This window comes from Kribbella solani, assembly GCF_014205295.1.
Classification (GTDB): domain Bacteria; phylum Actinomycetota; class Actinomycetes; order Propionibacteriales; family Kribbellaceae; genus Kribbella; species Kribbella solani.
On record NZ_JACHNF010000001.1, the window covers coordinates 1,535,116 to 1,553,879 of the forward strand.

17 protein-coding genes, 1 tRNA gene and 1 riboswitch are annotated in these 18,764 nt (G+C 69.6%); of the genes, 14 read left to right on the forward strand and 4 right to left on the reverse strand.

Annotation, left to right across the window (positions count from 1 at the left end):
* The 12 genes from prcB (at position 1) to HDA44_RS06765 (ending at position 10,171) form a co-directional block, all read left to right on the forward strand.
* Entirely contained in the window at positions 1-855 is an 855-nt protein-coding gene (gene prcB, locus HDA44_RS06710; protein ID WP_184832227.1) for a proteasome subunit beta, read from the forward strand.
* A gap of 39 nt (positions 856-894) precedes the next feature.
* The gene (gene prcA, locus HDA44_RS06715) at positions 895-1,755 is read left to right on the forward strand and encodes a proteasome subunit alpha (RefSeq protein WP_184832228.1); all 861 of its coding nucleotides are present in this window, start codon (positions 895-897) and stop codon (positions 1,753-1,755) included.
* Positions 1,752-2,450, forward strand: coding sequence for an NUDIX domain-containing protein (locus tag HDA44_RS37020; RefSeq protein WP_184832229.1), 699 nt, complete (start codon positions 1,752-1,754; stop codon positions 2,448-2,450). The genes prcA and HDA44_RS37020 overlap by 4 nt, the downstream gene beginning before the upstream one ends.
* A 10-nt stretch (positions 2,451-2,460) precedes the next feature.
* Positions 2,461-2,892: a nitroreductase family deazaflavin-dependent oxidoreductase gene (locus tag HDA44_RS06725; RefSeq protein WP_238352382.1), complete on the forward strand. Its 432-nt coding sequence runs from the start codon at positions 2,461-2,463 to the stop codon at positions 2,890-2,892.
* Between the two features lie 2 nt (positions 2,893-2,894).
* On the forward strand, positions 2,895-4,637 hold the full coding sequence (locus HDA44_RS06730; protein ID WP_184832230.1) for a glycoside hydrolase family 84 protein: 1,743 nt from the start codon (positions 2,895-2,897) through the stop codon (positions 4,635-4,637).
* A riboswitch (ZMP/ZTP riboswitch) is annotated at positions 4,637-4,721 on the forward strand. Its footprint overlaps the gene before it by 1 nt.
* Positions 4,722-4,740: 19 nt before the next feature.
* The gene (locus tag HDA44_RS06735; protein WP_184832231.1) at positions 4,741-5,601 is read left to right on the forward strand and encodes a bifunctional 5,10-methylenetetrahydrofolate dehydrogenase/5,10-methenyltetrahydrofolate cyclohydrolase; all 861 of its coding nucleotides are present in this window, start codon (positions 4,741-4,743) and stop codon (positions 5,599-5,601) included.
* 39 nt (positions 5,602-5,640) lie between these two features.
* The gene (aroH, locus tag HDA44_RS06740) at positions 5,641-6,009 is read left to right on the forward strand and encodes a chorismate mutase (protein WP_184832232.1); all 369 of its coding nucleotides are present in this window, start codon (positions 5,641-5,643) and stop codon (positions 6,007-6,009) included.
* Positions 6,010-6,067: 58 nt separating this feature from the next.
* Entirely contained in the window at positions 6,068-7,141 is a 1,074-nt protein-coding gene (locus HDA44_RS06745) for a prephenate dehydrogenase (protein WP_184832233.1), read from the forward strand.
* A gap of 123 nt (positions 7,142-7,264) precedes the next feature.
* Complete coding sequence (gene cmk, locus HDA44_RS06750; protein ID WP_184832235.1) at positions 7,265-7,942, forward strand: (d)CMP kinase; 678 nt, start codon at positions 7,265-7,267, stop codon at positions 7,940-7,942.
* The gene (locus HDA44_RS06755; protein WP_184832237.1) at positions 7,939-8,667 is read left to right on the forward strand and encodes a lysophospholipid acyltransferase family protein; all 729 of its coding nucleotides are present in this window, start codon (positions 7,939-7,941) and stop codon (positions 8,665-8,667) included. Before cmk ends, HDA44_RS06755 begins: the two co-directional genes overlap by 4 nt.
* Positions 8,660-10,027, forward strand: coding sequence for a ribosome biogenesis GTPase Der (gene der / locus HDA44_RS06760; protein ID WP_184832239.1), 1,368 nt, complete (start codon positions 8,660-8,662; stop codon positions 10,025-10,027). Before HDA44_RS06755 ends, der begins: the two co-directional genes overlap by 8 nt.
* A gap of 70 nt (positions 10,028-10,097) precedes the next feature.
* Positions 10,098-10,171: transfer RNA gene (locus HDA44_RS06765), tRNA-Pro, on the forward strand.
* Between the two features lie 42 nt (positions 10,172-10,213).
* On the opposite strand, the gene HDA44_RS06770 is transcribed toward HDA44_RS06765, so the two are convergent.
* Together HDA44_RS06770 and HDA44_RS06775 are read right to left on the reverse strand one after the other, a co-directional pair.
* Entirely contained in the window at positions 10,214-12,385 is a 2,172-nt protein-coding gene (locus tag HDA44_RS06770; RefSeq protein ID WP_184832241.1) for an MMPL family transporter, read from the reverse strand.
* A gap of 171 nt (positions 12,386-12,556) precedes the next feature.
* On the reverse strand, positions 12,557-13,102 hold the full coding sequence (locus HDA44_RS06775; protein WP_184832243.1) for a TetR/AcrR family transcriptional regulator: 546 nt from the start codon (positions 13,100-13,102) through the stop codon (positions 12,557-12,559).
* A 146-nt stretch (positions 13,103-13,248) separates the two neighbouring features.
* Here HDA44_RS06775 and HDA44_RS06780 point away from each other — a divergent pair, with 146 nt between their 5' ends.
* A complete protein-coding gene (locus HDA44_RS06780; protein ID WP_184832245.1) occupies positions 13,249-14,193 on the forward strand; it encodes a S1C family serine protease in 945 nt (314 codons plus the stop codon).
* Here the strand turns inward: HDA44_RS06780 and HDA44_RS06785 are convergent.
* The gene (locus tag HDA44_RS06785) at positions 14,180-14,722 is read right to left on the reverse strand and encodes a GNAT family N-acetyltransferase (protein WP_184832247.1); all 543 of its coding nucleotides are present in this window, start codon (positions 14,720-14,722) and stop codon (positions 14,180-14,182) included. The genes HDA44_RS06780 and HDA44_RS06785 overlap by 14 nt on opposite strands.
* A gap of 83 nt (positions 14,723-14,805) precedes the next feature.
* Entirely contained in the window at positions 14,806-15,465 is a 660-nt protein-coding gene (locus tag HDA44_RS06790) for an MBL fold metallo-hydrolase (RefSeq protein ID WP_184832249.1), read from the reverse strand.
* Positions 15,466-15,682: 217 nt separating this feature from the next.
* Between HDA44_RS06790 and uvrA the strand changes: the two genes are divergently transcribed.
* Positions 15,683-18,751 carry an excinuclease ABC subunit UvrA gene (uvrA, locus tag HDA44_RS06795; protein WP_184832251.1) on the forward strand — a complete coding sequence of 1,023 codons (3,069 nt, stop codon included), beginning with the start codon at positions 15,683-15,685 and terminating at the stop codon, positions 18,749-18,751.
* Positions 18,752-18,764 lie beyond the last annotated feature (13 nt).

Genomic DNA, 18,764 nt, shown 5'->3' on the forward strand with positions numbered 1-18,764 from the left:
ATGACTTCTGATGCCTCCGGCCGGCTGCCGGAAGCCTTCCTGACCCCAGGTGGCTCGTCGTTCATGGACTTCCTGGCCGGGCACGCGCCCGACCTGTTGCCCGGACGACGGTCCCTGGGCCAAGGAATGAATCAGGGTGACCTGTCCAGTGAGGTCCCGCACGGCACGACCATCGTCGCCGCCACCTTCCCCGGTGGCGTCGTGATGGCCGGCGACCGGCGGGCCACGATGGGCAACATCATCGCCCAGCGTGACATCGAGAAGGTGTTCCCCGCCGACGAGTACTCGGCGGTCGCGTTCGCGGGCTCGGCCGGCTTCGGGATCGAGATGGTCCGGTTGTTCCAGGTCGAGCTCGAGCACTACGAGAAGCTCGAAGGCGCCACGCTGAGCCTGGACGGCAAGGCGAACCGGTTGAGCGCGCTGATCCGCGGCAACCTGCCGATGGCGATGCAGGGGCTGACCGTGGTGCCGCTGTTCGCCGGGTACGACGAGGACATCAAGGGTGGCCGGATCTTCTCCTACGACCCGACCGGCGGGCGGTACGAGGAGACCCACTTCTACAGCGTCGGTTCGGGTTCGCTGTTCGCCCGCGGCGCGCTGAAGAAGCTGTACCGCGAGGACCTGTCCGAGACCGACTGCGTGACGGTGGCGATCCAGTCCCTGATCGACGCCGCCGACGACGACTCGGCGACCGGCGGGCCGGACATGCTGCGGCGGATCTTCCCGGTGGTCGGCGTGGTCACCGCGCACGGCTACCGGCGGCTGCCGGAGGACGAGGTGGCGGCGCTGGTCGACGCGGCCTGGTCGCAGCGGCACACCCGGCCCGACGGCCCGGCCTCGGCGTCCCTGACCTGACCACCTGCCCGATCGACCGATTAGAGGACGACAGATTCGATGAGCGTTCCGTTCTACGTCTCGCCCGAACAGCTGATGCGGGACCGGGCCGACTTCGCCCGGAAGGGCATCGCCAAGGGCCGCAGCGCGATCGCGTTGCAGTACGCCGACGGCATCCTGTTCGTCGCGGAGAACCGCTCGCCCGCGCTGCACAAGGTGGCCGAGATCTACGACCGGATGGCGTTCGCCGCCGTCGGCCGGTACAACGAGTTCGAGAACCTGCGGATCGCCGGGGTCCGGCTCGCGGACATGCGCGGGTACTCGTACGACCGGCGTGACGTCACCGGCCGGGCGCTCGCCAACGCGTACGCGCAGACGCTCGGCGCGATCTTCTCCTCCGGTGGCGAGAAGCCGCTCGAGGTGGAGATCCTGGTCGCCGAGATCGGCGGCAGCGCGGCCGAGGACCAGATCTACCGGCTCACCTACGACGGCTCGATCGCGGACGTTCGTGGGTACGCGGTCATGGGTGGCGCGGCCGAGCAGGTCGCCGACTACATCGGCGAGCACTACAGCGACGGGATCTCGCTGGCCGGGGCGCTCCGGCTCGCGGTCGACGCGCTCGGCCACGACGGCACCGAGGTCCGCGAGCTGACCTCGGACCAGCTCGAGGTCGCGGTGCTGGACCGGACCCGGACGCAGGTCCGCAAGTTCAAACGGATGTCCGAGGCGACCCTGGCCGGCATCCTGACCGACTCCCGCCCGGCAGCCGACGGCGACACGGCCGGCGAGTCCGGCGGCGAGTCCGGCGGTGCAGCTGGGTCCGGTGATTCGGCTGGAGCTGCTGTGTCGGGCGATGACTCGGCCGACGACGACGCGCCGATCGCGCCGCCGGAAGACCCCGACGAGAACCGTCCGCTGTGACGGATCAGCACGACAACTCAGCCGTCACCGACAACGTGGCGGCTGAGTCGTTTCCGGGGTCGCCGACGGACGACCGGGATCAGCCGACTCGGGCGGATCGGCTGGGTGAGGCGGCTCGGCTCGTGGATCAGGTGGAGCGTCCGGGTGATCCGGTTGCGTGGGAGTTGTTGGCTGAGGAGCCGGGGTTTCAGCGGTTTTTGACGGTGAAGTTGCGTCGTTACCGGATGCCGGACGGGACCGAGGTCGAGTGGGACGTGTTCGGTCCGGAGTCCGAGCAGGGCATCGCGGCCGGGATCACGGTGCTGCCGCTCACCCCGGAGGGCCGGATCGTGACGATCCGGATGTTCCGGGCCGGTCCGGACAGCATCGTGACCAACCTCCCCGGCGGTCTGGTGGAGCCGGGGGAGGACGTCGCGGTGGCCGCTGCCCGCGAGCTCGAGGAGGAGACCGGCTACACCTGCGAGACGCTCGACGTGGTCGGCTGGCAGTGGTCCGGCGCGTCGTCGACGTTTCGCAAGTACGTCGGGATCGCCCGCGGCTGCCGCCCGGACGGGAAGCAGCAGCTGGACGAGGCCGAGGATTGCGTACCGGTGGAGCTGACCGTCGACGCGTTCCGTACCGAACTCCGCACTCCGGGTGCGATGACGGGCATCGATGCGGCCTATTTGGCGTTGGACCATGCAGGACTGCTGTGAATCTCACCGAATGGGGACTGTGATGGCTGACTGGAACACGGGCATTATCGAGGAGTTCCGCGCGAACGACGGCAAGGTCGGCGGCAACTTCGAAGGTGCCCCGATGACCCTGCTGCACCACCGGGGCCGCAAGAGCGGTCAGGAGTACGTCGCTCCGACGATGTACCTGGCCGACGACAACGACCCGGAGACCGTGTACGTGTTCGCCAGCAAGGCCGGCGCCCCGACCGACCCGGAGTGGTACCGGAATCTGGTCGCGGCCGGCGAAGGCACGATCGAGCGCGGCACGGAGACGTACAAGGTGACTGTCCGTGACGTCACCGGCGCCGACCGGGACCGGATCTACGCGGAGCAGGCACGCCGCTACCCGGGCTTCGCCGAGTACGAGAAGCAGACGGCCGGTATCCGCACCATCCCGGTTCTCGAGCTGCGCCGGGCCTGACGATGGAGCCGCGGCAGCGGAGCAGCCGCCCGGACGGATTCGCGCTCGGTGACACCGTCGGCCTGGTGCACGGCCCGGCCACCGATCCGGACGCCGAGCGGCTGGTCCGCGCGACCCTGACCCGCGCGGGTGTCCGTACCGTCGTGGACGGCGAAGCTGCCGTGACCATCCACCTCGGTGGCACCGGTCTCGGCGCGCAACCAGCCAGTGAACTGCCCGCCGAGGGGTACGTAGTTGCTGTCGGCGCCAATCGGATCGTGCTGGACGGCGCCGACGTCCGCGGGACGTACTACGCCGCCCTGACCTTCGACGAAGTTGTCCAAGGCAACGAGGTGGACGGCGTCGAGATCCGCGACTGGCCGGCGCTGCGCTATCGCGGCTCGATCGAAGGCTTCTACGGCACGCCGTGGTCGCACGCCGACCGGCTGGATCACCTGGACTATCTCGGCGCGCACCGGATGAACACGTTCCAGTACGCGCCGAAGGACGACGTGTATCACCGCGAGCAGTGGCGCGACCCGTACCCGGCGGACAAGCTCGCCGAGCTGGGTGAGCTGATCGAGCGGGCGCGCCGCAACAAGGTCGACTTCACTTTCGCGCTCTCGCCGGGGCTCTCGATCCGGTACACCTCGGACGAGGATTACCAGGCGCTGATCGCGAAGTTCGACGCGCTGTACGAGCTGGGCGTGCGGGTCTTCAACGTGCCACTCGACGACATCGAGTACGAGACGTGGCACAGCGCGGAGGACGCGGCGAAGTACGGCACCGGTGGCGGCGCGGCGGGTGCGGCGCAGGCGGACCTGTGCAACCGGGTCCAGCGCGAGTGGATCGCGACGAAGCCGGATGTCGAGCCGCTGCAAATGGTGCCGACGGAGTACTACGACGTCGACGAATCGCCGTACAAGCAGGCGCTGCGCGAGCGGATGGATCCGGCCGTGATCGTGCACTGGACCGGGACGGCGGTAGTGCCGGAGCAGATCACGAGTGCACAAGCGGCCGCGGCGAAGGCGGTGTTCGGGCACGACATCCTGATCTGGGACAACTACCCGGTCAACGACTACGCGCACGGCCGGATCCTGCTCGCCGCGTACACCGGTCGTGAACCGGGTGTCGCGGAGCAGGTCGTCGGCGTGATCTCGAACCCGATGAACCAGGCCGCGGTCAGCAAGCTCGCGCTCTACTCGTTCGCCGAGTTCGGTTGGAAGCCGGAGGTGTACGACGCGGACGCGTCCTGGCGTCGCGCGATCGCCGAGCGGGCCGGGGGAGACGCGGACACGATCCGGGCGCTGGAGGTGTTCGCGGACCTCACCACGTACGACGGGAAGCTGCACCTGGTCAACGCGCCGGTGCTCGCCGGGAAGCTGGCCGCGTTCCGTACGGCCTGGGAGTCGGGTGACCTGGCCGGCGCGATCGCCGACCTCGAGCCGTACTTCGAGGCGATCGAGAACGCACCGGCCCAGCTCCGCGCCGGTTTGGTCGACCCGGCCTTCGCCGAGGAGGCGGATGCCTGGCTCGACGCATCTTTCTACTGGGGTCAGGCGCTGCGCCAGGCGCTCCGGGCGCTGGAGGCGCAGGCCGAGGGCAACAAGTCGGGTATCGCGACGGCGCTTGCGGAGATTCGCCACCTGACGGATCGCGCCGAAGCGATCCGCGACGTCCGGCTACCGCACTCCCGCACGCATCCCCGGATCGGTGACGGAGTGGCTGACGCATTCCTCAGCGAAGTGGCCGGCCGGTTATCCTGACACCGGACCGCGACTGGCGCTGAGGTGGATCACCACCGGGGAACGGTCTGCCATCCGGCTTCGCCGCGCGCCTGGGCACCTGGGAGATGACAGAGGTGCGCGGATGACTGCTGAACTCATGATCGGGACCGACCTCGCCGCCGAGATGGTGGCCAAGGCGGCGGAGCGGGCGCGGGCGTTGCAGGAACGGGCCGGCGTCCAGCCGTGCCTCGCGACCGTACTGGTCGGTGACGACCCGGCGTCGGCCACGTACGTACGGATGAAGCAGAACCGGTCGAAGAAGGCCGGGATCGCCTCGGTCAGCGTCGGCCTGCCTGCCGACACATCGACCGATGAGCTGGTCGCGGAGATCCGGAAGCTGTCCGACGACCCGGCGGTGCACGGCATTCTGCTGCAGCACCCGGTGCCGGCGCAGATCGACGAGCGGGCCGCGTTCGAGGCGATCGATCCGGCCAAGGACGTGGACGGCGTGACGATGCGCTCGTTCGCGGCGATGGCCTTCGGCGATCCCGGTTTCCGGTCCGCGACACCCGGCGGCATCATGCGGCTGCTGGCGGCGTACGAAGTACCGCTGGAAGGCGCGCACGCCGTCGTGATCGGCCGCAGCCCGATCCTCGGGAAGCCGGCCGGTATGTTGCTGCTGGCATCGAACGCGACGGTCACGTACGCGCACTCCCGTACCCGTGACCTGCCCGAGCTGGTCCGGACGGCGGATGTGGTGATCGCGGCGGTCGGGAAGCCGGAGTTCGTCCGCGGTGACTGGCTGAAGCCGGGCGCGGTCGTGGTCGATGCCGGGTACAACGAGGGCAATCTGGGCGACGTGCACTTCGCCGAGGCGGCCGCGGTGGCGAGGCTGATCACGCCGGTGCCGGGTGGGGTCGGGCCGATGACGATCGCGCTGCTGCTGGAGCAGACGGTCGATGCGGCTGAGACGGCTGTCCAGTCCTTGACCACGTTGGCCTAGGCTGGGGGGATCAACAGTCGTGGCCTGAGGAGGCGAGACGTGGCGGTACGGGCGATCCGGGGTGCCACCCAGCTGGACGTCGACGAGCGCGAGCATCTGCTCGAGCGGTCGGCGGAGCTGGTGAAGGCCGTCCTGGAGGCGAACGATCTGGAGAACGAGGACCTGATCAGCATCCTCTTCACCGTCACGTCGGACCTGCGTTCGGAGTTTCCCGCCGTCGCCGGGCGGCAGATCGGGCTCACCGACGTACCGCTGATGTGCATGCAGGAGATCCCGGTCCCGCACGCGCTGCCCCGGGTGGTGCGGCTGATGCTGCACACCGAGACGCCGCGGTCGCGGGACAAGATCCAGCACGTGTACCTGCACGGGGCCGTCGCGCTGCGCCCGGATCTGACCGGCGCCCAGTGAATCAGGTGTGCAGTGAAACCAGGCGCAGTGAAACCAGGTGCAGCGAACCAGGTGTGCGGTGAGTGAGCTGCGTGGTCCGGTCCGGATCGTCGGTACCGGCCTGATCGGTACGTCGATCGGCCTCGCGCTGGCGCGGCTCGGCGTCGTCGTGGAACTCGTCGACGGCAACGCGGACAACGCGCTGATGGCGGAGCGGATCGGCGCCGGATCACGGTCGGTGGAGCTCGAACCACAGTTGGTCGTCGTCGCCGTACCGCCGGATCATGTCGGCGCCGTGATCGCGCGGCAGCTTGAGCAGACCGCGGGCAGCGGCGCGATCGTCACCGACGCGGCCAGCGTGAAGTCCAAGCCGCTCGCGGACGCGCGCCGCCTTACCGGCGATCTCAGCCGGTACGTCGGCAGTCACCCGATGGCCGGCTCGGAGCGGAACGGCCCGCTGGCCGGGCGCGCCGATCTGTTCGACGGCGCGACCTGGGCGATCACCCCGCACGAGACCAGCGACCCGGAGGCGGTCGACCTGGTCCGGCGGCTGGCCGAGGCCGCGGGTGCGCGGACGGTCGAGATGTCGGTCGAGGATCACGACCTCGGTGTGGCCCGGGTGTCGCATCTGCCGCACCTGATGTCGGCGCTCGCGGCCGGTACGCTCACCGACGCGCCGTCGTCGCACCTGCAGCTGTCGGGTCAGGGCGTACGGGACGTGACCCGGATCGCGGCCGGTGATCCGAAGCTGTGGACCCAGATCGTGTCCGCCAACTCGACCGCGCTGACCGGGTTGCTGGAGCAGATCCGGGGCGAGCTCGACCGGCTCCTCGTTGCCTTGGGCAAGGAAGAGGCGGCCGACGAGCTGACCGCGATCCTCGGTCAGGGCGCCTCCGGCGCGGTCCGCGTACCGGGCAAGCACGGTACGCCGCACATCGAGCTGGTCACGGTTCTGGTCACGATCCCGGACCGCCCGGGTCAGCTGGCGCGCCTGTTCGCGGACGCGGCCGAGTCCGGCGCCAACGTCGAGGACCTCCGCATCGACCACAGCCCCGGCCGCCCCGCCGGTGAGGTCGAGCTCGCGGTCAAGCCCGCCTCGGTCGACCAGTTGGTCACCGTCCTGACGGACCGCGGCTGGACAGTCCACCGCTAGCTGTCGGGTTGTTTCACCAGTGGCCTGCTGCAGCACGGCATCGGCGCGACAAGCCGTCAGCGGGCGCCCTTGCCGGGGTGGTCCGGCGCGGGAGTGTCCCTGGGCGGCGGTAATCTTCGGGGCATGATCATCGCTGTGGACGGGCCGAGCGGCTCCGGTAAGTCGAGCACCGCCCGCGGAGTGGCCACCCGGCTCGGCCTGCGGTACCTGGACACCGGCGCGATGTACCGGGCAGTGACCTGGTCGGCGGTCGAGCGCGGCCTGGACCTGGACGACACCGAGGCGGTCGCCGAACGCGCCCGCGAGCTCCGGCTGGAGCTCAGCACCGACCCGGCCGACCAGTTCGTCGTCGCCGACGGGACCGACGTCGCGGCCGCGATCCGGGCGCCGGAGCTGAGCGCGGTGGTGTCGAAAATCGCCACCAACCTTCAGGTCCGCGAGGAGCTGATCCGCCGCCAGCGCGCCATCATCGACGCCGCCCGGCCGACCGGCGGGATCGTCGTCGAGGGTCGCGACATCGCCACCGTGGTCGCGCCGCAGGCCGAGCTGAAGGTGCTGCTGACCGCCGACCAGAACGCCCGGATGGCCCGCCGCGGCGCCGAGCTGGCGGCGGGCTCGGTGACCGCCGAGCAGCTCCGCGACCAGATCGTCCGGCGGGACGCCGACGACGCCACCGTGTCCGAGTTCCAGGTCGCCTCCGACGGCGCGGTCACCATCGACTCGACGTACCTGTCCCTGGACGAGGTCATCGACGCGATCAGCCGCCTCGCGAAGGAGGCCGAGACCCGGGAAGTGCCATGACGGCGGAGATCACCGGGCATCAGGAGCTGCCCCGGACGGACGATCTGCCGCCGTTGCCGTACCGGCTGGCGCTGCCGATGCGGAAGCTCGCCAAGCCGTACTTCTTCCGCAAGTACAACCTCACCATCCACCACGAGGACCGGTTCCCGCTGACCGGTCCGTTGCTGATGACGCCGAACCACCTGAGCCTGCTGGACGCTCCGCTGCTCGGCGCGGTCGCGCCGCGGATGCTGCACCAGCTCGGCAAGATCGAGGTCTTCGGCGGGTTCCAGGGCGTTTTCCTGCGGCGGATCGGCCAGATCCCGGTGGACCGGCGGTCGTACGACCCGCTGGCGGTCCGGCGGTCGATCCAGGTGCTGCGCGACGGCCGGGTGCTGAACATCTACCCGGAGGGCACCCGGGGCCCCGGCGACTTCAGCCGGATTCGCACCGGTGTCGCGTACCTGGCGATGGTGACCGGGGCGCCGATCCTGCCGGTCGCGCTGATGGGTACGCGGTTGCCGGCCGGTAGCGTGGAGGGTCATCCGCCGGCCGGAAGCCGGGTCGACGTGGTGTACGGCGAACCTTTCGTGATCGACCGCGTACCCTTTCCCAGGAGACATTCCGACGTACAGGCGGTCGCTGTCCACATCGGCGACGTGCTGCGCGCCCATGTGAAGGCGGCCGTCGAAGAAACCGGCCACCCACTTCCGGGCTGGCGAGACGAGAAGGACCCCCATGACTGACCTGCCCATCGACGTACCGACGCACGACCGGGAAGACGCCGGTCCGCTGCCCGTGCTCGCGATCGTCGGCCGGCCGAACGTGGGCAAGTCCACGCTGGTCAACCGGATCATCGGCCGCCGTGAGGCGGTCGTCGAGGACACCCCGGGGGTGACCCGGGACCGGGTCTCCTACGACGCGAACTGGGCCGGCCGGGAGTTCACCGTGGTCGACACCGGCGGCTGGGACCCGGACGCGGTCGGGATGGCAGCGCTGGTCGCGGCGCAGGCGGAGGTCGCGATCAACGCGGCCGACGCGGTGCTGTTCGTGGTCGACGCGGTGGTCGGCATCACGGACGCCGACGAGGCAGTGGTGCGGGTCCTGCGGAAGTCCGGTAAGCCGGTCGTGCTGGCCGCGAACAAGGTCGACGACCAGCGGATCGAGTCCGAGGCGATGAACCTGTGGAGCCTCGGCATCGGCGAACCGTTCGCGGTGTCGGCGATGCACGGGCGCGGTACCGGCGACATGCTGGACGCCGTCCTGGCCGCGCTGCCGGAGGCGCCGGCCGAGCGCGACGGCGAGGCCGGTGGGCCGCGCCGGGTCGCGATCGTCGGCAAGCCGAACGTGGGCAAGTCGTCGCTGCTGAACAAGGTCGCCAAGGAGGACCGCGTCGTCGTCAGCGACGTCGCCGGCACCACCGTCGACCCGGTGGACGAGCTGATCACGCTCGGCGGCCAGGAGTGGCGGTTCATCGACACCGCCGGGATCCGCCGCAAGGTGAAGAACGCCCAAGGTCACGAGTACTACGCGTCGCTGCGGACGAACGCGGCGATCGAGCGGGCCGAGGTGGTCGTGGTCGTGATCGACTCGTCGGAGTCGATCACCGAGCAGGACCTGCGGATCATGAACGCGGTCGAGGAAGCCGGTAAGGCGCTGGTGATCGCGTACAACAAGTGGGACCTGATGGACGAGGAGCGGCGGTACTACCTGGAGCGCGAGATCGACCGCGACCTGGTGCAGTTCCGCTGGGCGCCGCGGGTGAACATCAGCGCGCTCACCGGCTGGCACATGGAGAAGCTCGTGCCGGCCATCGAGGCCGCGCTGGACGGCTGGCAGACCCGGGTCCCGACCGGCCAGCTGAACGCCTTCCTCGGCCGCCTGGTCGCCGCCCACCCGCACCCGGTCCGCTCCGGCAAACAGCCGAAGATCCTGTTCGGCACCCAGGCCACCACGATGCCGCCGACCTTCGCGATCTTCACCTCCGGCCAGATCGAGGCGTCCTACCAGCGCTTCATCGAACGCCGCCTGCGCGAGGACTTCGGCTTCGTCGGCAGCCCCGTGCACGTTCAGATCCGGGCCCGGCAGAAGAACAAGAAACGCTGACCGGACCCGGTCCGAAGCACCCCTCAGGATGAGGTAAGGTTTGTTCCGGCTCGCTCCCAGGAGCGAGTTTCGGGCTGTGGCGTAGTTTGGTAACGCGTTCGGCTGGGGGCCGAAAGATCGCAGGTTCGAATCCTGTCAGCCCGACATCAGAAAGGGCACCGACCAGGTCGGTGCCCTTTCGCTGTTTCAGCGGACGTTCGCGAGCTCCTTCGGTTCGGGCTCGTCGACCCGGAGGGTTTCGCCTTCGATGTCCACCTGGGGCGTGATCCGGTCCAGCCACTTCGGGAACCACCAGGCCCGGTCGCCGAGCAGGCTGAGGATGGCCGGCACCAACGTCATCCGGACCACGAAGGCGTCGATCAGTACGCCGATGGTGAGGCCGAAGCCGATCGCCTTGATGATCGGGTCGTGCACCAGGATGAAGCCCGCGAACACCGACGCCATGATCAGCGCGGCCGCGGTGACGACGCGGGCGCCGTGCCCGAGGCCCTGGACGGTCGCGTCGTTCGCGTGCCGGCCGTGGACGAACTCCTCCCGGACCCTGGACACGATGAACACCTCGTAGTCCATCGCGAGCCCGAACAGAATGCCCATCATGATGATCGGCAGGAAGCTGACCAGCGGGCCGGGGGAGTCGACCCCGAACAGCTTCGCCAGGTGACCTTCCTGGAACACCGCGACCGTGATCCCGAACGTCGCGCCGATCGTCAGGACGAAGCCAAGTGTCGCCTTCAACGGCACCAGCACCGACCGGAACGCCAGCAGCAACAGCAGGAACGACAGGCCGATCACCACGAACAGGTACGTCGGTAGCGCGTCGGACAGCTTGTTCGAGACATCGACGCCGACCGCGGTGTTGCCGGTCACCGAGATACTCGCGTCACCGGTCGCGAGAGGTTTCACCGCGGAGCGCAGGTTCTTCACCAGCTCGGAGGTCTCTTCGCTCGCCGGTCCGCTCTTCGGAATGACCTGCACCAGGCGCGTCGTACCGTCCGGGCTGGCCGCCGCCGGCTGGGCCGCGACCACGTCGGCCAAGCCCTGGGTCTTGCCGAGCACGCCCTGCACCAGCGCGTTCGACGTCGCCGCGTCGTTGCTCTTCACAACCACGATGAGTGGGCCGTTGGCGCCCGGCCCGAAGGCGGCCGCGGTCAGGTCGTACGCGACCCGCTGATTCGTACCGGCCGCGGCGGAGGCGCCGTCCGGAAGCGCGAGCTGCATGTCCTTCGCCGGGATCGCCAGCAGACCGAGCCCGATGATGCCGACGGCAACGATCGGTACCCGCAGCCGGGTCACCAACCGGCCCCAGCGGAAGCCGAAACCCTCGGTCTTGTCGGTCGGCGCGGTCGCCTTCCGGATCTTCCGCGGCAGCACGCGGTTCCCGACGAAGCCGAGCAGCGCCGGCAACAGCGTCAGCGCGACCAGTGCGGCAGTCAGTACCGTCGCCGCGGCGGCCAGGCCCATCGCGGTCAGGAACGGTACGCCGACGACCGACAACCCGGCGAGCGCGATCACTACGGTCGCGCCGGCGAACAGGACTGCCGACCCGGCGGTCGCGGTCGCCCGGCCGACGGATTCCTCCGGGTCCATCCCGTCCGCGAGCTGCGACCGGTGCCGCGAACTGATGAACAGCGCGTAGTCGATCCCGACCGCGAGGCCGAGCATCAGCGCCAGGATCGGCGCGGTCGACGACACGTCGGTGAACGCGGTGACGATCAGCAGGCCGGCCATCCCGGCGAGGACGCCGAGCAGCGCCGTCAGCAGCGTCATCCCGGCCGCGACCAGCGATCCGAACGTGACGATCAGTACGACCGCCGCGACCGCCACGCCGATCACCTCGGTCGCCCCGATCTCCGGGACCCCGGCCTTGATCTGGCCGCCCGGAACCACCTTCAGGTCACCCGAGCTCAGCCCGCTCAGACCGTCGTACGCGTCCGCGCTCGCGCTCGGCAACTCGTCGGCCGGCTTGTCGAACTGGACGCTGATCAACCCGGTACGCCCGTCCGGGCTGATCGCCTTGCTGGTGAACGGGTCGATCGCCGCGATCACGTCGGGTACCTTCGCGGCCTTCGCGGCGGCGACGCCGACCGCGGCCTTGACCGTCGGGTCGGCGAGCGTCTTCCCGTCCGGCGCCTGCACGACGACGGTCGCGGAGGCGCCACTCGCGGCCGGCAGCTCCTGCTTCAGCGCGTCCAGCGCGCGCTGCGACTCGGTACCCGGGATCGAGAACGTGTCGGCGGTTTTGCCGCCGAGCGTCAGCGCGCCGACGCCGAGCAGGACCAGGAAGAGCGCCCACAAGGCGGCGACCAGCCGCCGGCGCTGATAGGAGAACCGGCCGAGCCGGTACAGCAGATTGGCCATCGGAGAAGCGTCCGTTCGGATGGTTTACGGGCAGAGGTCAGCGCCCGCGCTGCATGCGGGTGCGGCGGTGAAGCTGTCGGATGGTGCGAGGCGTGCCGGGTGGTGCGGTGTGCCGAGTGATGCGGCGCGTGCCGGGTGATGCTGGGTGGTGCGGGGTCTCCGCCGCGGGTTTCAGCCGCGGGGGAGGAGCCTCCGCAGGGCGATGTCGCAGAGTCTTCGGAGCTCTTCATCGGTCCGCTGATCGGCGTGCCGGCATTCGCCGAGCAGTCCGTTCACCGCGAACTTGGCGAGATCCCGTTCGAGCGGGTCGTCGGACCCGGCCATGTACTCGGTCAGTTGCATGCCGTCGGCGACCAGCGGACCGATCTCGGGCATCTGCTCGATCACCGGGAGCACGTCCTGGATCACGTCGACGACCCCGCGGTGCACGACCGCGAGGTCGATGAACTGCCGGATCGCGAGCTCCTGTGCCTCGGCCCGGGGCAGCTCGGCCGCCGCCGCGACCAGGTTCGCCACGTCGACGGCGGCAGGCTGGAGGACGGCGGCGAGCACGGCCGGCTTGCCGCTGAAGTGGTAGAGCACGGTCGCCTTGGAACAGCCGGCCGCGGTCGCGATGTCCTGCAGTGACGTCGCGTTGTAGCCACCGGCCTGGAACAGGTCCATCGCCTGCCGGACGATCTCGTGCCGGGTACGTTCCCGGGCGGTGGTGATTGCCATGACAGCATCTTCGCTGACCGATCGGCCAGTTTTCAACCGATCGGTCAGGTTTGTGGTCTGCTTCACGTACTTGAGTTTGATGTAATGATGTAATTCAGGAGGCGGGGTCGGCGGAGAAGGCAGGGGCTAGGGCGGAGGCAAAGGCGATGGCTGACGAGCTGGCTGGGGACGATGTACTGGATGCCTATTCCCGGGTGGTCTCAGGTGTGGCCGAACGGCTGATTCCGCAGGTCGCGAGCCTGCGGATCCACAACCGGCGCGGCGACTCGTCCGGCTCCGCGGTGGTGCTGACCGGCGACGGGCACCTGCTGACCAATGCGCACGTGGTCGGCGACGGCTCGGCGGCCACGGCCGAGTTCGCGGACGGTACGACGGCGCGGACGCGCGTGATCGGAGTCGACCGGCTGTCCGACCTGGCCGTGCTGCGGGCCGATCGCGACATCCCCGGCCCACCGGAGTACGGGGACGCGGACCGGCTGAAGGTCGGCAATCTCGTCGTCGCCGTCGGCAATCCACTCGGCCTGGCCGGCAGCGTGACCGCGGGCGTGGTGAGCGCGCTCGGCCGATCGCTACCGGTCCGCAGCGGCTCGGCGAACCGGATGATCGAGGACGTGATCCAGACCGACGCCGCGCTGAACCCGGGCAACTCCGGCGGAGCGCTCGCCGACGGCAACGGCCGCGTCATCGGCATCAACACGGCGGTCGCGGGCATCGGCCTCGGGCTGGCCGTACCGATGAACCCGACGACCCGGCGGATCATCTACTCGTTGCTGCACGACGGGCGCGTACGTCGCGCGTACCTCGGCCTGGTCAGTACGCCCGCGCCGCTGCGGCCGGCGCTCGCGGAACGGTTCGGGCAGCGTACGGCGCTCCGGGTGGTCGAGGTGATCCCGGCCGGCCCGGCGGCGGCAGCGGGGTTGCGGCCGGGGGATCTGGTGCTTGCGGTCGACGGCGTTCCGCTGCGGGACGCGCAGTCGTTGCAACGTCAGCTGTTCGAGGACGCGATCGCCAGCCGGACCGAGATCACCGCGATCCGCAACAACGCGCTGGTCGACGTGATCGCGTACCCGGCCGAGCTCACTGATCGGTGAGGTCGGCCCGGAGCAGTACGCACGTGCCCGGCTGGAGCGGAGCGCCGGGAAAGGTGAAGTCGCGGGTGAGCTCGGTGAACCTGAACCTCTGGTGGAGGTCGAGGATCGCGCCGTTGCCGACGTTGACGAAGGTGTACGCGGCACCGGCGCGTGCCGCGATCCAGCGCAGCCGGTCTTTCGTGAGCTCGTCGCCGATGCCGTGCCGCCGCCAGTTCGGCGCCACGATCAGGCCGATCAGGTAGTAGCCGCTCGGCGCGGTGGCCGGCGGGTCGTCGGGGGAGAGGTCGTGGCGGATCACCCCGCCGTACCCGACCACCTCGCCGTCGACCTCGGCCACCGCGATGTACCGCTCCGGGTCCTCCAGATCGGCCACCAGGCGCGTACGCCGGTCCGCAACCGATCCACCGGCCCGCGAGACGATCAACCCAGCACACGCCTCAAGATCCGCCCCCACACCCGCCCGCACCCGCACCTCAACCGACAACCGCTCCACGCCGAGCGTCTGCTCCACGCCCAGCGGCCGCTCCACCGCCGGCTGGTTTTGAATGCCCGGCTGCGGGCGGTTGGCGCGTGGTTGGTATTCGGCGAAGCCGCCGGGCTGCCGTCCCGTCGTCACCAGCCGCGTTCGCGCCACTCGGCGACGTGCGGGCGCTCGGTGCCGAGGGTGGTGTCGGAGCCGTGGCCCGGGTACACCCAGGTCTCGTCCGGCAGCGTGCCGAACAGCTTGGTCTCGACGTCGTCGATCAGCGACGTGAAACGCTCCTTGTCGCCATCGGTGTTGCCGACGCCGCCAGGGAACAGCGAGTCGCCGGTGAACACATGCGGCGCGCCGTCGGGGTCGTCGTACACGAGCGCGATCGAGCCGGGCGTGTGGCCCTTGATGTGGATCACCCGCAGGCTGCACCGGCCGACCGCGATCTGGTCGCCGTCGTCGGCCAGCTGGTCGGTCGGTACCGGGATGCCGTCGGCGTCGTGCCGGCCCGCGACCGTGGTGGCGCCGGTGCGCGCGACCACCTCGGCCAGCGCCTCCCAGTGGTCCTGGTGCTGGTGCGTGGTGATCACCCGGGCCAGGCCGCCGTCGCCGATCAGCTGGAGCAGCGTGTCCGCCTCGTTCGCGGCGTCGATCAGGACCTGTTCGTCGGTCTGCCGGCAACGCAGCAGGTAGGCGTTGTTGTCCATCGGCCCGACCGCGACCTTGGTGATCATCAACTTGGCCAGCTCGTGGGTCTGAGCCGGTCCGCCGACGTGTGCGTTTCCGTGGTACTCGGACATCGCGTTTTCTCCCCTGGAGTTCGGTGACTCCGACGATCCTCGCACCTCGGCGACGGCGCGTCATGTCTGGTCCAGAGCGGTCGCGGTGATCGAATATACTTTCGAAGCCGGGTGCCGGATCCGTCGGCGGAAGTTTTTGTCGGTGGGCCTCGTTAGCATGACCGGGCATGCCAGAGATCCACCCGGATACCCCACGAGAACCGCTGAGAGTGAGCTTGTGTCTGACCGTCTGATCGTGCGCGGAGCGCGTGAGCACAACCTGAAGGACGTCTCGGTCGACCTGCCGCGGGACGCCATGATCGTCTTCACCGGCCTGTCCGGGTCCGGGAAGTCCAGCCTGGCCTTCGACACCATCTTCGCCGAGGGCCAGCGGCGGTACGTGGAGTCGCTGTCGGCGTACGCGCGGCAGTTCCTCGGCCAGATGGACAAACCCGACGTCGACTTCATCGAGGGCCTGTCACCGGCCGTCTCGATCGACCAGAAGTCCACCTCGCGGAACCCGCGCTCCACCGTCGGCACGATCACGGAGGTGTACGACTACCTCCGGCTGCTGTTCGCGCGGGCCGGCCGGCCGCACTGTCCGGAGTGCGGTGAGCCGATCGCCCGGCAGACCCCGCAGCAGATCGTCGACCGGGTCCTCGAGCTCGACGAGGGCACCCGGTTCCAGGTCCTGGCCCCGGTGGTCCGCGGCCGCAAGGGTGAGTACGTCGACCTGTTCCGCCAGCTGACCGGTCAGGGCTTCGCCCGGGCCCGGGTCGACGGCGAGACGATCCAGCTGACCGAGCCGCCGAAGCTGGACAAGCAGAAGAAGCACAGCATCGACGTGGTCGTCGACCGGCTGGCGGTGAAGGGCTCGGCGAAGCAGCGGCTGACCGACTCGGTCGAGACCGCGCTCGGCCTGGCCAGTGGCCTGGTCGTGCTGGACTTCGTCGACCTCCCGGCGAACGATCCGCACCGCGAGCGCCGGTTCTCCGAGAAGCTCGCCTGCCCGAACGATCACCCGCTCGCGATCGACGAGCTGGAGCCGCGGTCGTTCTCGTTCAATTCGCCGTACGGTGCCTGCCCGGCGTGCGCCGGCCTGGGTACCCGGATGGAGGTCGACCCGGAGCTGCTGGTTCCGGACCCGTCGAAGTCGCTCGACGAAGGCGCGATCCAGCCCTGGTCGGGGCAGAACGTCACCCAGTACTTCGAGCGGTTGCTGGAGGCGCTGGCGAAGGACCTGAAGTTCCGGACCAGTACGCCGTTCGGGGAACTGCCCGCGAAGGCGAAGAAGGCGCTGCTGACCGGGCACGACAAGCAGGTACACGTCTCGTACCAGAACCGCTACGGCCGCGAGCGGTCGTACTACACGAGCTTCGAGGGCGTGATTCCGTACGTCGAGCGCCGGCACGCGGAGGCGTCCAGCGACACCGGGCGGGAGCGCTTCGAGGAGTACATGCGCGAGGTGCCGTGCCTGGCCTGCAACGGCGCGCGGCTGAAGCCGATCTCGCTGGCGGTCACGCTCGGTGGGAAGAACATCGCCGAGATCAGCGCGATGTCGATCGACGAGGTGCACGCGTTCCTGGTCCAGATGGAGCTATCGGCGCGGGAGAAGCAGATCGCCGAGCGGGTGGTGAAGGAGATCGGCGAGCGGCTGCAGTTCCTGCTCGACGTCGGCCTGGACTACCTGGCGCTGAGCCGGCCGGCGGGTTCGCTGTCCGGCGGCGAGGCACAGCGGATCCGGCTCGCGACGCAGATCGGCTCCGGGCTGGTCGGCGTGCTGTACGTGCTGGACGAGCCGTCGATCGGCCTGCACCAGCGTGACAACCGGCGGCTGATCGAGACCCTGGTCCGGCTGAAGGAGCTGGGCAACACGCTGATCGTCGTCGAGCACGACGAGGACACCATCGACCACGCCGACTGGGTGGTCGACATCGGCCCGGGCGCCGGTGAGCACGGCGGCCAGGTGGTCGTGTCCGGGACCGTCGAGGACCTGCGCAACCACCCGGACTCGATCACCGGGGCGTACGTGTCGGGCCGCCGCGAGATCCCGATCCCGGCGATCCGCCGGCCGCTGACCGAGGGCCGCGAGCTGACCGTGTACGGCGCGCGGCAGAACAACCTGAAGGACATCGACGTGACCATCCCGCTCGGGGTGTTCGTCGCGGTCACCGGCGTGTCCGGTTCCGGCAAGTCCACGCTGGTGAACGACATCCTGTACACGTCGCTGGCGCGGCAGATCTACGGCGCGCGGGCGGTGCCCGGCCGGCACACCAAGATCTCCGGGATGGAGCTGGTCGACAAGGTCATCCACGTCGACCAGTCGCCGATCGGCCGGACACCCCGGTCGAACCCGGCGACCTACACCGGGGTCTGGGACCACGTCCGGAAGCTGTTCGCGGACACTCCCGAGGCGAAGGTTCGTGGGTACCAGCAGGGGCGCTTCTCGTTCAACGTGAAGGGCGGCCGGTGCGAGGCGTGCTCCGGTGACGGCACGCTGAAGATCGAGATGAACTTTCTGCCGGACGTGTATGTCCCGTGCGAGGTCTGCCACGGCGCGCGGTACAACCGCGAAACGCTCGAGGTGCACTACAAGGGCAAGACCGTCGCGGACGTGCTGGACATGCCGATCGAGGAGGCGTCGGAGTTCTTCGCCGCGATCCCGGCGATCTCGCGACATCTGACCACGCTGGTGGAGGTCGGGCTCGGGTACGTCCGGCTCGGTCAGCCGGCGCCGACGCTGTCCGGTGGTGAGGCGCAGCGGGTCAAGCTGGCGTCGGAGCTGCAGCGGCGGTCCACGGGCCGTACGGTGTATGTGCTGGACGAGCCGACCACCGGGCTGCACTTCGAGGACATCCGGAAGCTGCTCGGCGTGCTGAGCGGTCTGGTCGACAAGGGCAACTCGGTGCTGGTGATCGAGCACAACCTGGACGTGATCAAGACCGCCGACTGGCTGATCGACCTCGGCCCGGACGGTGGCCGTCGCGGCGGGACACTGGTCGCGGAGGGTACTCCGGAGGAGGTCGCCGCCAGCCCCGCGTCGTACACCGGTGCGTTCCTGGCCGAGATCCTCAAGGGCCGCGCCGCGAAGCCGAGCGCGAAGCAGGCAGCCGCAGCCATCGCGACCGGGCCCGCGAAGAAGACGGCAGCCGCGAAGAAGACGGCGCCGGCCAAGAAGGCGGCACCTGCCAAGAAGGCGGTATCGGCGACGAAGGCTGTCGCGAAGAAGGCCGCGGTCAAGAAGACGACAGCCAAGAAGTCAGCCCCCGCGACGAAGGCAGCACCGAGAAGGCGGGTCGCTCGCTAGCTGGGTGTCGCCG